Source organism: Priestia sp. HNGD-A6 (assembly GCF_045784335.1).
In the GTDB taxonomy this organism is placed as follows: domain Bacteria; phylum Bacillota; class Bacilli; order Bacillales; family Bacillaceae_H; genus Priestia; species Priestia zanthoxyli.
Genome location: NZ_CP138621.1, coordinates 783,770 through 797,485, shown reverse-complemented (window position 1 = coordinate 797,485; position 13,716 = coordinate 783,770). Strand labels below are relative to the sequence as shown.

Sequence of the window (13,716 nt, the reverse complement as noted above, 5' to 3'; positions counted from 1 at the left end):
TTTAAAAGAAAAGAGGAGAAACCATGTCAGTAAAAATTTTATTATGGAATCGAAAAGGTTGTCATCATTGCGAAGAACTAAAAGCATATTTTCATGAAAAGGGCCATCAATATGAAAGTATCGATGTAGAAGGAAAAGATTATTTGCGAGATTTACTTGAAATTAAATACGGTATTCGTCATGTACCGGTCGTTGAAATTGGAGATAAGGGGCAGTTTAAAGGAGTTATTGAAAAAGATTATGAACAAATAGAAAAGTTGATTGAAGACTATTCACCAATCGTTAAATAGCTGCAACATCCATTTTATTAACTCGTTAAAACAATAAATTATTTTGAGACATAGTGAGGGACCAAACACATGAAAAAACTACAGCTGACAGCTATCTTTTTATCACTTCTTTTATTATTAGCCGCTTGCGGAACACCCAATAAAGAAACAGCAGCTAACGCAAGCAAAGACAAAGTGCAAAAAATTATTGTGGGAACGGGTACGCAATTTCCCAACATTTGCTTTCTTGACAATAAAGGAAATCTAACGGGGTATGACGTAGAGCTTGTTAAAGAAATAGACAAACGTCTTCCAAACTATAAGTTTGAATTCAAAACGATGGATTTTTCTAATTTACTTTTGAGCTTGGAATCCAACAAAATTGATTTAGTCGCCCATCAGATGGAAGTGAATGAAGAAAGAAAACAAAAGTTCCTGTTTAATAAAGAACCTTATAATATCTTTCCGCTACATGTAGTTGTAAATGAAAAAAATACGTCAATTAAATCAATTAAAGATTTGAGCGGTAAAAAGGTAATTGTAGGAGCAACGAGTAACTCTGCTAACTTAATCGATAAGTATAACAAAGAACATGGAAATAAAATTGATATCGTTTATTCAGGTCAAGGATCTGATGATACAAAAACGCAGCTAAAAACAGGACGTGCGGACGCTACAATTAGTACGCCGTTTGCAGTTGACTTTGTCAATAAGCAAGCGGACGCAGAGCAAAAAGTTGTGGGACCTGCTATTTCAAATTCAAAAGTATATTTTATGCTTCGAAAAAATGAAACAGGTTTACAAAAAGATGTTGATAAAGCGCTAAAAGAAATAAAAGAAGACGGAACATTGACAAAATTAAGCAAAAAATGGCTAGGAGAAGATTATACAAAAGCAGCTGGAAATAACTAAATCACTTACTGTGACCCAAGCCTTGAACTTGGGTCCTTTCGCTACCTGTAGAGGGAAACAAAGGAGAGAAAAAGATGGGAAAAGCATTTGATATAGAGCTGATTTTCACCTCTATTCCTCAATTATTATCTTATTTGCATATTACAATTTGGATTTTGGTTGCTTCACTTTTGATTGGCAGTACCTTGGGATTGTTTATTGCCCTGCCTCGTATTTATAAAGTACCGGTGTTAAGTCAATTAGCAGCAGTTTATATTTCTTTTATGAGGGGGACGCCTATTTTAATTCAATTATTTTTAGTTTTTTACGGGGTACCTGCCCTCTTACAATTGATTCATATTGACGTTTCTAGAATGGCTCCGCTCGTATTTGTGATTATCACATATTCACTGAGCACGGCGGCGTCTTTTTCTGAAATGATGCGCGGTGCCATTAATAGTGTAGATAAAGGGCAAACTGAAGCAGCGTATAGTGTAGGAATGACCGGAAAACAAACGTTCACTCGAATTGTGCTGCCGCAAGCTCTCGTTGTAGCATTTCCTAACTTTGGAAACCTTGTGATTGGTTCCTTAAAAGATACGTCTTTAGCCTTTACCATTGGTGTCATGGATATGATGGGAAGAGGAGATACCATTATCGCAGCAACGGCTCATGCAGTTGAAGTATATATTGCACTTGCCATTATTTATTATTTGGTAGCCATTATATTAGAGAAATTTTTTATGAAATCCGAACAGAAGCTGCAAAAACACGATCAGCCTGTTCATGTATAAAACGAGCTTACTAAAAGAGGTGTAAACATGATTATTGACGTACCGTTTATATGGACAGCATTTGTAGAAATTTTGAAGGCATTACCTTTAACACTCCTTATTACCATCGGTCCATTACTAGGCGGATTGCTTATTGGTATTGCTGTTGCGGCTGTGAGAATTAATTCAGTAAAAATAATAACGCCTATTGCCAACGTATACGTATCATTTTTTCGAGGAACGCCTGCCATTCTTCATATTATGGTTATTTACCTAGGGTTCCCGCTATTGATTAATAAACTATCAAGCTACTATGGATGGGGCTTCAATGCAAACAGCATTCCTATTGTCGTATTTGTATTAATCGCTTTGTCTTTTACAGCGGGGGCTTATATGTCAGAGATCATTCGCTCTGGTTTGTTAGCGGTAGAAAAAGGACAAATTGAGGCTGCGTATTCCATTGGAATGAATCGTTTTCAATCGATGAAACGAATTGTTTTCCCTCAGGCGTTTGCTTTATCTTTACCAAATTTATGCAATATCTTCATCGGTTTTTTGCATACGTCTTCTATCGCATTCATCGTCTCACAAAAAGAGTTAAACGGTGCAGCTAATATCGTAGCTTCAAATAATCTTAAGTTTTTAGAAGCCTATATTGCTGCTGCCCTTATTTATTGGATGCTGACGATGTTAATAGAAGGAATAACAGCGCTGCTTGAACGAAAATTAACGGTTTATAATCGAGGAGGGGTTGTATGATTACATTAACAAATATTAAAAAAACATTTGGTCAACATACAGTATTGGACGGTATTGATTTAATTGTTAAAAAAGGGGATGTTGTGACCATTTTAGGGCCGAGTGGCTCTGGAAAGACTACGTTTTTACGCTGCATTAATTTCTTAGAAAAAGCAGATGAAGGAGAAGTTTCGATCGATCAATTTACGGTTCAGTGCCAAAAGCCAAACCGCAAAGATATTTTAACTCTTCGACAAAAAACAACGATGGTTTTTCAGCAATACAATTTGTTTAAACACAAAACCGTTATTGAAAATATTATGGAGGGGCTAGTTATTGTTCAAAAGCTGCCAAAGGAAGAAGCAAAACAACGAAGTTTAGACGTCCTTGAAAAAGTTGGGCTTGCTGAAAAAGCAAATGCGTATCCAAGTCAGTTATCAGGAGGTCAACAGCAGCGAGTGGGTATCGCTAGAGCGCTTGCTTTAAATCCTGAAGTCATTTTATTTGATGAGCCAACGTCTGCTTTGGACCCTGAACTGGTGGGTGAAGTACTGTCTGTTATTCGTAAAATTGCTGAAGAAGGAATTACGATGATTATTGTTACGCACGAAATGAGTTTTGCCCGTGAAGTCTCTAATCACGTGGTGTTTATGGACGGAGGAAAGATTGTCGAACAAGGTCATCCTGAAGAAATATTTTTAAATCCAAAAGAAGATCGAACAAAGCAATTTTTCAAGCGTATTAACCCAACGCATTCGCCTTACTCTTATGTTTATGAAAAAACAATCTAATATTTTAATTTAAAACCCACTTGACTCATAGGAATAATAAGTATATGATAAAATCATCAAATTAAACAAACCGACTAGATCACTAGAGGTTCTTTGCACAATGTCACGCATTGTGCAAAGAACCTTTTATTTTTTACTAGACTTAAGGGAAGAAGGGTGAACGTAGTGAATCGAGGAGCATTAAAAGCTAAAACAAGCAAAAAACTTATTATAAAAGGCCAGGTTGTACCTGGAAGGCAGCAAGGAAGACATTTGGGTTTTCCGACAGCTAATATAGATACTCAGCATGAGGAATTAAAAAATGGCGTGTATGGTGTCCTCGTTCATCTGCGGGGACTTGAACATATAGGAGTTATGAATGTAGGCGTTAAGCCGACATTTGGATCGGAACTATCTAAAACATTTGAGGTTCATATTTTGGATTTTAACGACGTTATTTATGGAGAGACAGTTCAATGCGACGTTATCTTTCGGGTGCGAGGTGAGAAAAAGTTCCCTTCCATTGAGTTTTTAAAACATCAAATTAAAGCCGATACACTACAAGTTAAGCAAAGATTTCAACATATGGGCTATGTATCTAGTGAACATACAGCTTCCAAGCTAGGGCAAGCGAGATATTTAAATCTGCCTGATCTACAGTTTTTTAATTGGTGCCACAGCCAATTCAGAGTCAATAAAGGGATTTACAATACAATTGATCAATGGTTTTATGACGAAGGAATTGAAAATATTCACCCTAGAAGAGTTCACGTTATCGCTTTTTTGCAATTTGCACAGGAAGGAAATGAAAGAAAGACAGAAAAAGAAGGAGTCCTTCGCTTTGGAGCAGGCGGTTTGACCAATCAACTACGAGAATTTATGAATGGATATGAAAAAGGAGAATGGTAATATGACAATAAAAAGACAATTAAAGCTAGGGGCTATTATTCATGGAGTGGGAGGAAACATGGGGGCATGGAGACACCCTGAAATTTTGTCAGATGCCAGCGTTAATTTCGGTTTTTACAAGCAGCAGGCTCAAAAAGCGGAAGAAGGAAAATTTGATTTAGTGTTCATTGCCGATGGGTTATATATTAATGAAAAATCGCTTCCGCATTTTTTGAATCGTTTTGAACCTCTCACTATTCTATCAGCACTTGCTTCTGTCACTTCTCATATTGGTTTAGTTGGCACTCTATCGACTTCGTATAGCGAGCCGTTTACGGTGGCTAGACAATTTGCTTCACTTGATCATATTAGCAGCGGCCGAGCGGGATGGAATGTTGTAACATCTCCATTGGAAGGATCTGCGCTTAACTATGGAAAAGAGCACCCCACTCATGATAAACGCTATAGAATAGCTGAAGAGTTTCTAGAAGTAACGAAGGGATTATGGGATTCTTGGGAAGATGATGCATTTATTCGAAATAAAGAAACCGGACAATTTTTTGAAGAGAAAAAGTTGCATCGCTTGCACCACAAAGGGGAATTTTTTTCTGTAGAAGGTCCGTTAAATATTGGCCGCTCAGCTCAGGGGCAGCCCGTAGTGTTTCAAGCAGGCTCCTCTGAAAGCGGAAAAGATTTAGCAGCGAAAACGGCTGACGCAGTGTTTACGGGACAAGATAATTTAGAAGAAGCGAAAGCTTTTTACCAAGATGTAAAATCAAGAGCCGTAGCGCAAGGACGCAATGAAAACGAACTTTTAATTTTCCCGGGAATAGGTCCTATCATTGGCAGTACAACCGAAGAAGCCGAAAGAAAATATGAAGAACTTGCTCAATTGGTAACAATTGAACATGCGCTCAACTATTTAGGACGTTTTTTCGATCATTTTGATTTTTCACAGTTTCCATTAGATGAGGCGTTTCCTGATTTAGGGGATATCGGAAGTAATAGTTTCCGCAGTACAACTGATAAAATCAAAGAAAACGCTAAAAAACATAAGTGGACACTGCGAGAAGTGGCGCTGCGAATTGCTACACCTAAAACACAATTTATTGGGACGCCAGAGCATATCGCTAATTTGATGCAACAGTGGTTTGAAGAAAAAGGAGCTGACGGCTTTATTATTCATTCAAGCGTTCCGCATGGCTTAGATGACTTTGTTGAACACGTCGTACCGATACTGCAAGAAAGAGGCCTGTATCGTACAGAATACGAAGGGAGTACGTTAAGAAGTAACTTGCAATTGAATGTTCCTAAAAATCGTTACACACAGGTGAAAGTTAACTGAAGTGGATTAAAAGAGACTCGAAGGAGTCTCTTTTTTAATATTTTTAATATTAAAAATATGGTAAAATTATTTTTGTAGGTTATTCGTTTCAGTTCATAAGGCCTAAAGGGTTTTGAATACCCGGAAAGGAGTCAAATGGAAAAAAGACATAAAAGTAAGAAGAAGCGTATGATTATGTGGATATCTTTATCCGTTCTTTTAGTCGGGGGAGGAGCGACAGGATGGATATTGTACCAAAACGGAAAAATTCCTTTTTTATCACAGCAAAGTATAAAGGCAAGTGCCCTTAAAGTGAATCAACAAAAAGTTGATAAGCTGGAAAGCAACGATCAGCAGGCAAAAGATTTTATAGCTGAACATCATGACGTACTAAATGATTTGACGGGGTGGAGTGCCATTGAGCACCCAGACTGGCCTGCCGTACAAGAAGAAGCGGCAGCCATTAAAAATACCATTGGCACGATTGAAGTAAAAGATTCTGTTTTAAAGAAAGACTTTCAGCATATGGAAAAGCTTGCTGGACAGCTAGAGCAGAGGAAAGATCAAGCACTGTTAAAAGAACTTCATCGTTATTTTCATGACTTAGATGTTGTGATCAATGAAGACGATGGATCAAATACATATTTTAATGTTACCAGCTATGGTAAATCAGTTGTAAAGACTTCTAAATGAGCTATAGCAAAAAGCTTTATACATAAAAGTAGTTTTGTATAACAAACGTCTTCGCTTATTCATGCATATGCTACGGATAAGGAGGAGACAGGTTATATGAAAAAAATTTATTTAGATGCAGGTCACGGAGGGGCAGATCTAGGAGCTGTAGCCAGCGGGTTATATGAAAAAGACGTAGTGTTAGCTGTTCAGCAGTACATCATCTCTTTTCTTTCTACTCACTATCAAGGATTTTCTCTTTGCACAACGCGTACAACCGATGTGTTTTTGTCATTAAATGAACGGGTCAACAAAGCCAATGTGTGGGGGGCTGATGTATACTTATCTATTCATATAAGTTCAGGTGGCGAAACGGGATATGAAGATTTTATTTATAGCAAAAATATAAATAACCAAACCATTGTGTTACGAAACGATATTCACGATCAGGTGAAATTTGTTCTCGCTAAATACAATCACTCTAACCGAGGCAGGAAATTAGCTAATTATAGTGTGTTAAGGCGTTCATATATGCCGTCTGTATTAACTGAAATTGGGTTTATTGATACAGAACACGATGCAAAGCTCTTAAAAAATCCTCAATTTCTAAAAGATATGGGGGTGGCATATGCAAAAGGGATTGCGCAGTTTTTAAACTTGGAGCCTAAATCTACAAATTCTGTGGGAGATCCTGACGAAGAAGGGTTTCTAAAGCCTACTTTTTTATATAAACCTTTATGGATAAAAACAACCGAGGATAAGGAGACGTATAAGTATACCAATATGTCAGAGAGAACAGGTTATTTAAAAAAGAATACCCTCTTTCAAGTTTATAGTGAAACGCATGCAGCCTGGATAATTGATGGAGATCATTTTGTTGAAAAAAAAGATACAATCATTGAAGGAGAAACTATCACAACTGCGGAATTAACAAAAGAGAATATGGAAACATTAAAAGTGTTTGTGACGAAAGAAAAGTTAGAAACAGCGGTAACCTTTTCTAAAGAAGGAGCTGCGGTAGCCATCTTTACACTTCACGATAAAAAAATATTGAATGTAAAAGCATTTTTAGATAGAGAAAAATGGTGGTACAAAGCTGAACGGATAAAAACATCGTGAAAAAACCTGCTTGTTTTTTTGAAGCTTTCACCCTAGTAATTTTACTTATTTTTGATAGAATATAAAGAGCTGAATCGTAAAGATGCATAAAGGTGTGATGGAAATGGAAGAGCAACAAGAAGCGATTGATTTAACAAAAGTATATGTATATGAGGAGTTTCCGGATAAAGTTGCAGGCAGATGCGATAACTGTGGACATGTGAAATTTAAAAGCTTAGTAAAAGACTTTATTTTTATCCGTACATGCGCAAAGTGCGGCATGAAAAAAAGTATTTAAATCCCTACTTCTTTATAAAAAACGCTCTTTTCTAAAATGAAAAGAGCGTTTTTTCTCTATTTAACGTATAAATGATCGCTAAGCTGCTCTGAAATAGTTTCTACATCTTCTTGCACATGTTTTTGTTTTTTCATCATTTCTAACAGGATTTGTTCAAGGTTCTGTGAATGATTTTGCTTATCTTTTGGTTTATGTAAATACTTTGCGATTTGATGCATATTATTGCTTAGCCGGCTTAGCTCAGACTCAATTTTTCGCAGGTTAACTAATAGTTCCACACCTGCTTCTTTGCCGATTAAAGGCGGCTTAACTTTTCCGTCCATAATAAATTTTCGAATGAGAGACGTTCGTTTTAAATTATAGTGTTCAATAAGTTCCTCTAATTTTTCTTTTTCTTCTTCATTCAACTTAATTGCTGGAATGCTGTGTCCTCTCATAAGGTATCTCCTTTCAAGAGCAGTTCTTGCTGCGTTCAATCATATGTAAACATTCTCTTGTCTTTAATAATAGCAACCTTTTCCATGGTTAACTATGGTGAAAAGTTACTAAAATGTCGAACGTACAGTCTGTTAAAAAACTGGTAAATTAAGAAATTTGGTTTAGTAATAGTTGAATTATAGAAATAATGTCATTATCTACAATATTGCTGCTTTATTAAAAAGGCAGCCAAAGGGATGAATATACCGCCTTTGTACTCACCATTTTTGAAAGCGCAGCTTTAAAGAAGAGGGATGGTTTTTATCATTTTTTCCTCCTACCACATCTTTCCTCCTAGTAACTCTGTCGAATCTTCTAGACTATTGTCTCAAGGGAATAGAACGAAAGAAGACGAAATGGTTGAGAACGAGGTAAAGTCATATTATGTCTTTATTTACATCATTTACATCATTTACATACTTTACGGGGGAGGAATACGTTTGAAACTAAAAAAACGATTAAAACTAAACAAGATAGGGGCAGCCATGCTTGCGGCTGGGGTTATATGTACAGGTTATACGCCTATTCATATGCTACAAGCGCCTCTAGTCGCTCAGGCTGCAGAGAATCAGTCGGACTCTTTGGAGTTAGCATTTGCACAAGCATCTAAAGAATTTGGTGTGCCAGCTTCGCTTTTAAAAGCAATTTCCTACAACAAGTCGCGCTGGGAAAGTCATAATGGGAAACCTAGCGCAGCCGGGGGATACGGCCTCATGCATTTAACAGACATCCCTTTTTTAGAAGATGGAAAAGGAAACGGAACTGCGTCTTCACAACCAGCATATGACAAACAGCAAACGCTCTCCTTAGCTGCTAAGCTGCTTAAGTCAGATAAAGAAAGATTAAAAAATGACCCTGTGCAAAATATTCGTGGTGGCGCTGCTGTACTAGCTTTTATTGCAAAAGACAAAAATGGAAACGTACCGTCTACTGATCAGAAATGGTACGACGCAGTCGCCGCTTACAGTTCTTCTCAAGATAAAGAAAACGCTCAAGTATTTGCCGATGATGTATATGAAACGCTGGAAAAAGGGGCAGAGCGTACAACATCGGATGGACAGCATCTTAAAATTTCTCCTCAACATATAGATATGTCGATTCCTCGTGCTGAAAATTCCAATACGAATAAAGCGGATTGTCCGGCATCTTTAAAATGTGAATACATTCCTGCTTTTTACGGGAAATTCAGCGAAAGTCCTTCAGATTACGGAAACTATGATATTGCAAATCGTCAAAAATCAGATGTTCGCTATATTGTTATTCACGATACAGAAGTAAGTTATGACGGAACCATTGATTTGTTTGCTAACCCTAACAGAGCAGCTGCAAACTATGTCATACGTTCAAGTGATGGCCACATTGCACAGATGATTGATAACAAAGATGTAGCATGGCATGCAGGAAACTGGTATTTTAATACGCACAGTATTGGAATCGAACATGAAGGGTTCGCCCTTGAAGGATCCACGTGGTTTACAGAAGAAATGTACCGTTCTTCAGCAAGACTCGTCCGCCACCTTGCCAAAGAATATCATATTCCATTAGACCGAGCTCATATTATCGGTCATGACGAGGTACCGGGTTTGTCTCCTAAGGCTCAATCAGGTATGCATTCGGATCCCGGGCCGTTTTGGGATTGGGGGCACTATATGGATTTAGTAGGAAGCCCAGTCGAGCGCCAGCATACAAGCAAACTAGCCGTTACAATTAATCCCGTCTTTGAAAACAATCAGCCAGAGGTATCAGATGCACCAAAGCAGCCGGCCAACTTTGTGTATTTGCATCAAGCTCCTAGCAATGATTCACCGCTACTGAATGAGCCTGCCGCTTCAGGGCCAGGAACGAAACAAACGTTAGACTGGGGAAGCAAAGCTGTAACGGGCCAAACGTACGCAGTCGCTGACACAAAAGGAGAATGGACAGCGATTTGGTACGGAGGACAAAAAGCGTGGTTTTATAATCCACATAATCAAAATACGAGTAAAGGTACGGGCATATTATTAACGCCAAAAGCAGGAAAAGAAAGCATTCAAGTGTACGGAGGAGCTTTCCCGGAAGCTTCAGCCTATCCTTCTGATATCCCGGTTAAAGACATGGTCCCACTTCAGTATACAATCTCTCCGGATCAGGTGTACGTAGGGGTAGAAAAAGTAAAGAGTGACTATTACTATGCACCCACTTTTACAACAAATCCAAACGATCACAAAATGATTGTGGGAAAAGATGAATATTATCAAATTCATTTTAATCACCGCTATGCGTTTGTGAAAGCTTCGGATGTAGAGATTAAAAAACAATAGAATAGAGTTTTAAAAGAAAGGAAGAGACAGGGTGTATAAAGGGTTTGTCTCTTCCTTTTAATAAAATGTTATGAAAAATTCAGAATTTTATTGACAGTATTGCCTTATAGTGATTTAATAAGATTATTCAACTGGTAATTACATCATTATGAGTTGTAAGTGTAAATAAAATTTATTTTTTAATTCATTTGTCTTACAATGGAGAAAAGAAATAAATTTTAGAAGAGGTGCATTGTGATAGACAATACAAATAAAATAGTGGTAGAAAAAAATAGACCTTTGCCTCTATACTTTCAGCTGAAAGAAGTACTTAAAGAAAAAATTGAAAAAGGAATTTATAAGCCGGATGAATTGATTCCTTCTGAACGAGAACTAATTGATACTTATGGGATAAGTAGAACACCTGTAAGGCAGGCTTTAAATGAACTAGTGGCTGAAGGTTTTTTGAGAAGAGAGCACGGTAGAGGAACCTTCGTTGCACCAAAGAAGATTGACCAAATGTTTTTGGAAAGTTTGAGTAGTTTTGGAGATGAAATGGAGCGTAAAGGACTTTCCTTTGAAACAAAAGTGTTAAATAAAGAGATTGTTGAAAAAACGTCCACTCTTCAAGAGATCTTTGGAGATAAATATCAGTTTTTTTACCGAATTGATCGACTAAGGTATATTGAGGAAGATCCATACGTCCTTGTAACGACCTATATTCCAGCATCTCTTGCATCGGGTCTGCTTGATGAAGATTTAGAGGTTCAGTCTTTGTACAAGACGCTTGAATTAAAATATGGATTTCATATCAGTCATGCTAAGCGTGTAATAGAGGCTGTTAATGCTACGAGTGAGGACGCTGGCGCTTTAAATATTCCTCCGATGTCTGCTGTTCAAATTACAAAAACAACGGCTTTTCAAAAAGATTCTCAGCCTTTTGAGTATTCTATAGGGCGTTACCGTGGAGATTTAAACAAGTTTACAGTAGAGGTAAAATACGAAAGAATATAAGAAAGCTGAACGAGTTTTTTAACTTGTTCATTTCTCTGCACTAACTGGTAATTACGTCATTACAAGATGAAAGATTTAGTCTATGAGCTATTGAAGGAGGGATGGGTATGAGTAATGGGTATATTATTGCTCATGATATCGGAACAACGGGAAATAAAGCAACTTTATACAAGGCTGACGGAACGTTGGTTAATAGTACGCTCTATAAATATAAAACCTTCTATCCTAAAGCTGGATGGGCTGAACAAAATCCATCAGACTGGTGGGAAGCCGTTTGTGAAACAACAAAAATTTTGCTTGAGCAAAGTGGAGTGAAACGCGAAGAAATTTCTGCTGTGAGTTTCAGCGGGCAAATGCTCGGCTGCTTGCTTGTAGATCGAGATGGAACTCCTCTTGGTAATTCCATTATATGGGCAGATATGCGGGCGGCCGATCAGGCTCGGCGGTTTGAGAATGAAATAGGTATGAAAAATGTTTATGAAATCACAGGACACCGCATTAGCTCATCATATTCTGGAGCAAAGATTAAATGGGTCAAGGAAAATGAGCCGGAACGCTTTAAAAAAGCATATAAAATCTTACAAGCGAAAGATTACCTTGTGTATAAACTAACAGGTATATTTGCAACCGATTATTCAGATGCATGCGGAACTAACTGTTTTGATTTAGTAAATAAAGTATGGTCTCGTGACATTTTAAATACATGGAGAATTGAGCCGGAGCTTTTTCCAGATTTGTATGCTTCTACTGATGTAGTAGGATCAGTAACAGCTAAGGCATCAGACGAAACAGGCTTACTTCAAGGAACTCCTGTGGTAATAGGGGGAGGTGATGGAGTGTGTGCAGCTGCCGGCGTGGGCGTTATGGATGAAGGAGAAGCTTTTAATTACATTGGCTCTTCTTCATGGATTGCAACGGCATCAAACAAGCCTATTTTTGATCCTGAAATGAAAACGTATACATGGGTTCACCTTGATTCTACTAAATATTCCCCTAATGGAACAATGCAGTGCGGTGGGGGATCTATGCAATGGATCACAGAGTTACTTTATCAAAATTCCAACAAAAGCTATGAACTTATGAATAGTGAAGCCGAGCAATCGCCCCCTACGTCAAAAGGGCTAATTTATTTACCTTACTTAATGGGAGAACGCTCACCCAGATGGAATCCGGATGCTAGGGGAGCTTTTGCTGGTTTGTCCATTACTCACACAAGAGGAGACATTGCTCGTTCCGTCATGGAAGGAGTGGCATATAACTTGAAAATTGTACTTGATACTTTTCAAAAAGAAGGAGCACCAATTGACCGGATGTGGGTATTAGGCGGCGGAGCAAAAAGCACTTTATGGCGTCAAATTCTAGCAGATATTTACGGGCTTGATGTGTATGTGCCTAACTATTTAGATGAAGCAACATCTATGGGGGCAGCGATGGCTGGAGCCGTTGGAGTAGGGATAGTAGATAATTTTAAAGAGGCTAAAAAATGGGTGAAGAGAGTAGGTATTCACCATCCTCAGCCAGATATTCAAGAACAGTATCAAGAGTTTTTTTCGGTATTTAATGAAACGTATGAACAGCTAAAACCAGTTTACCAAAAGTTAAAAGTTTTTAATTAAAAATAGAGGAGATGCATGATAAATGAGTACATTATTTCAACCTTTTGCTACACAATTAGATTTTGAAACAGGTAAATTAAATCCAGAAGGAAAAGTCATTATTCGACATTTATCGGATATGGAAGGCATGTACTTAGACGAGGGAGAATTTGAAAATCAACTTAAGAACAACCCGCTTATTTACGAGGTTTATAACGTAGTAGTTCCAGAGACAATGCCTCACATTCAGCATTGCGTAACTATTTTGCATCCAGGAAAAGTAGGAAAAGAGTATTTTATGACCAAGGGACATTATCACGAAGTATTAGATAGAGCTGAAATTTATTTTTGCCTTAAAGGAAAAGGTGAGCTGCTAATGCAAACAAAAGACGGAGAGTTTTCTATCCTAGAAATGGTGCCGGGAACAGTGGCATATGTGGCACCAGAATGGGCTCATCGCACTGTTAATACGGGGGAAGAACCTTTTGTGTTTTTTGCAGCTTACCCGGGAGATGCAGGCCATGATTACGGAGGTATTGAAACAGAAGGATTTGTAAAGGCGTTAGTTGAACAAAATGACAAGCCAACATATATTGAAAACCCTCGCTATATACAAGCGGTAAAATAACA

At 37.8% G+C, this 13,716-nt stretch carries 15 protein-coding genes; 14 read left to right on the top strand and 1 reads right to left on the bottom strand.

The window, feature by feature from the left end; genetic code table 11:
- The first annotated feature begins 23 nt into the window (after nucleotides 1-23).
- The 10 genes from SCI76_RS04125 to SCI76_RS04080 all read left to right on the top strand — a co-directional run bounded on the left by SCI76_RS04125 (nucleotide 24) and on the right by SCI76_RS04080 (nucleotide 7,721).
- Complete coding sequence (locus SCI76_RS04125) at nucleotides 24-290, top strand: glutaredoxin family protein (protein ID WP_028413591.1); 267 nt, start codon at nucleotides 24-26, stop codon at nucleotides 288-290.
- Between the two features lie 69 nt (nucleotides 291-359).
- On the top strand, nucleotides 360-1,181 hold the full coding sequence (locus SCI76_RS04120; RefSeq protein WP_033578803.1) for an amino acid ABC transporter substrate-binding protein: 822 nt from the start codon (nucleotides 360-362) through the stop codon (nucleotides 1,179-1,181).
- 74 nt (nucleotides 1,182-1,255) lie between these two features.
- Complete coding sequence (locus SCI76_RS04115) at nucleotides 1,256-1,954, top strand: amino acid ABC transporter permease (RefSeq protein ID WP_033578804.1); 699 nt, start codon at nucleotides 1,256-1,258, stop codon at nucleotides 1,952-1,954.
- A gap of 27 nt (nucleotides 1,955-1,981) precedes the next feature.
- Nucleotides 1,982-2,692, top strand: coding sequence for an amino acid ABC transporter permease (locus SCI76_RS04110; RefSeq protein ID WP_014460395.1), 711 nt, complete (start codon nucleotides 1,982-1,984; stop codon nucleotides 2,690-2,692).
- The gene (locus SCI76_RS04105; protein ID WP_034265635.1) at nucleotides 2,689-3,462 is read left to right on the top strand and encodes an amino acid ABC transporter ATP-binding protein; all 774 of its coding nucleotides are present in this window, start codon (nucleotides 2,689-2,691) and stop codon (nucleotides 3,460-3,462) included. Before SCI76_RS04110 ends, SCI76_RS04105 begins: the two co-directional genes overlap by 4 nt.
- Before the next feature lie 165 nt (nucleotides 3,463-3,627).
- The gene (locus tag SCI76_RS04100; RefSeq protein WP_047751101.1) at nucleotides 3,628-4,350 is read left to right on the top strand and encodes a riboflavin kinase; all 723 of its coding nucleotides are present in this window, start codon (nucleotides 3,628-3,630) and stop codon (nucleotides 4,348-4,350) included.
- A 1-nt stretch (nucleotide 4,351) separates the two neighbouring features.
- Nucleotides 4,352-5,674: an LLM class flavin-dependent oxidoreductase gene (locus SCI76_RS04095; RefSeq protein WP_033578807.1), complete on the top strand. Its 1,323-nt coding sequence runs from the start codon at nucleotides 4,352-4,354 to the stop codon at nucleotides 5,672-5,674.
- 135 nt (nucleotides 5,675-5,809) lie between these two features.
- Nucleotides 5,810-6,346 (top strand): hypothetical protein, encoded by a 537-nt coding sequence (locus SCI76_RS04090; protein WP_407545062.1) that lies wholly within the window; start codon nucleotides 5,810-5,812, stop codon nucleotides 6,344-6,346.
- 96 nt (nucleotides 6,347-6,442) lie between these two features.
- Nucleotides 6,443-7,444: an N-acetylmuramoyl-L-alanine amidase gene (locus tag SCI76_RS04085; RefSeq protein ID WP_255900627.1), complete on the top strand. Its 1,002-nt coding sequence runs from the start codon at nucleotides 6,443-6,445 to the stop codon at nucleotides 7,442-7,444.
- A 97-nt stretch (nucleotides 7,445-7,541) separates the two neighbouring features.
- Nucleotides 7,542-7,721, top strand: a complete 180-nt coding sequence (locus SCI76_RS04080; protein WP_025752091.1) for a hypothetical protein — start codon at nucleotides 7,542-7,544, stop codon at nucleotides 7,719-7,721.
- Between the two features lie 56 nt (nucleotides 7,722-7,777).
- Here the strand turns inward: SCI76_RS04080 and SCI76_RS04075 are convergent, their stop codons facing one another.
- Nucleotides 7,778-8,158 carry a plasmid mobilization protein gene (locus SCI76_RS04075; RefSeq protein ID WP_028413582.1) on the bottom strand — a complete coding sequence of 127 codons (381 nt, stop codon included), beginning with the start codon at nucleotides 8,156-8,158 and terminating at the stop codon, nucleotides 7,778-7,780.
- A gap of 480 nt (nucleotides 8,159-8,638) precedes the next feature.
- Here SCI76_RS04075 and SCI76_RS04070 point away from each other — a divergent pair, with 480 nt between their 5' ends.
- From SCI76_RS04070 to SCI76_RS04055, 4 genes are all read left to right on the top strand, one after another.
- The gene (locus SCI76_RS04070; RefSeq protein WP_328179534.1) at nucleotides 8,639-10,498 is read left to right on the top strand and encodes an N-acetylmuramoyl-L-alanine amidase; all 1,860 of its coding nucleotides are present in this window, start codon (nucleotides 8,639-8,641) and stop codon (nucleotides 10,496-10,498) included.
- Nucleotides 10,499-10,732: 234 nt separating this feature from the next.
- Entirely contained in the window at nucleotides 10,733-11,491 is a 759-nt protein-coding gene (locus SCI76_RS04065) for a GntR family transcriptional regulator (RefSeq protein ID WP_049164277.1), read from the top strand.
- Nucleotides 11,492-11,598: 107 nt separating this feature from the next.
- On the top strand, nucleotides 11,599-13,107 hold the full coding sequence (gene xylB, locus SCI76_RS04060) for a xylulokinase (protein WP_063247292.1): 1,509 nt from the start codon (nucleotides 11,599-11,601) through the stop codon (nucleotides 13,105-13,107).
- Between the two features lie 22 nt (nucleotides 13,108-13,129).
- Nucleotides 13,130-13,714 carry a glucose-6-phosphate isomerase family protein gene (locus SCI76_RS04055; RefSeq protein WP_328179535.1) on the top strand — a complete coding sequence of 195 codons (585 nt, stop codon included), beginning with the start codon at nucleotides 13,130-13,132 and terminating at the stop codon, nucleotides 13,712-13,714.
- The last annotated feature ends 2 nt before the right edge of the window (nucleotides 13,715-13,716 follow it).

What these genes read in the sequence shown, in the direction of transcription:
- SCI76_RS04115 (WP_033578804.1), top strand. Translation starts at nt 1,256, where the DNA reads ATGGGAAAAGCATTTGATATAGAGCTGATTTTCACCTCTATTCCTCAA.
- SCI76_RS04105 (WP_034265635.1), top strand. Translation starts at nt 2,689, where the DNA reads ATGATTACATTAACAAATATTAAAAAAACATTTGGTCAACATACAGTA.
- SCI76_RS04120 (WP_033578803.1), top strand. Translation starts at nt 360, where the DNA reads ATGAAAAAACTACAGCTGACAGCTATCTTTTTATCACTTCTTTTATTA.
- SCI76_RS04090 (WP_407545062.1), top strand. Translation starts at nt 5,810, where the DNA reads ATGGAAAAAAGACATAAAAGTAAGAAGAAGCGTATGATTATGTGGATA.
- SCI76_RS04110 (WP_014460395.1), top strand. Translation starts at nt 1,982, where the DNA reads ATGATTATTGACGTACCGTTTATATGGACAGCATTTGTAGAAATTTTG.
- SCI76_RS04095 (WP_033578807.1), top strand. Translation starts at nt 4,352, where the DNA reads ATGACAATAAAAAGACAATTAAAGCTAGGGGCTATTATTCATGGAGTG.
- xylB (WP_063247292.1), top strand. Translation starts at nt 11,599, where the DNA reads ATGAGTAATGGGTATATTATTGCTCATGATATCGGAACAACGGGAAAT.
- SCI76_RS04075 (WP_028413582.1), bottom strand. Translation starts at nt 8,158, where the DNA reads ATGAGAGGACACAGCATTCCAGCAATTAAGTTGAATGAAGAAGAAAAA.
- SCI76_RS04125 (WP_028413591.1), top strand. Translation starts at nt 24, where the DNA reads ATGTCAGTAAAAATTTTATTATGGAATCGAAAAGGTTGTCATCATTGC.
- SCI76_RS04055 (WP_328179535.1), top strand. Translation starts at nt 13,130, where the DNA reads ATGAGTACATTATTTCAACCTTTTGCTACACAATTAGATTTTGAAACA.
- SCI76_RS04085 (WP_255900627.1), top strand. Translation starts at nt 6,443, where the DNA reads ATGAAAAAAATTTATTTAGATGCAGGTCACGGAGGGGCAGATCTAGGA.
- SCI76_RS04080 (WP_025752091.1), top strand. Translation starts at nt 7,542, where the DNA reads ATGGAAATGGAAGAGCAACAAGAAGCGATTGATTTAACAAAAGTATAT.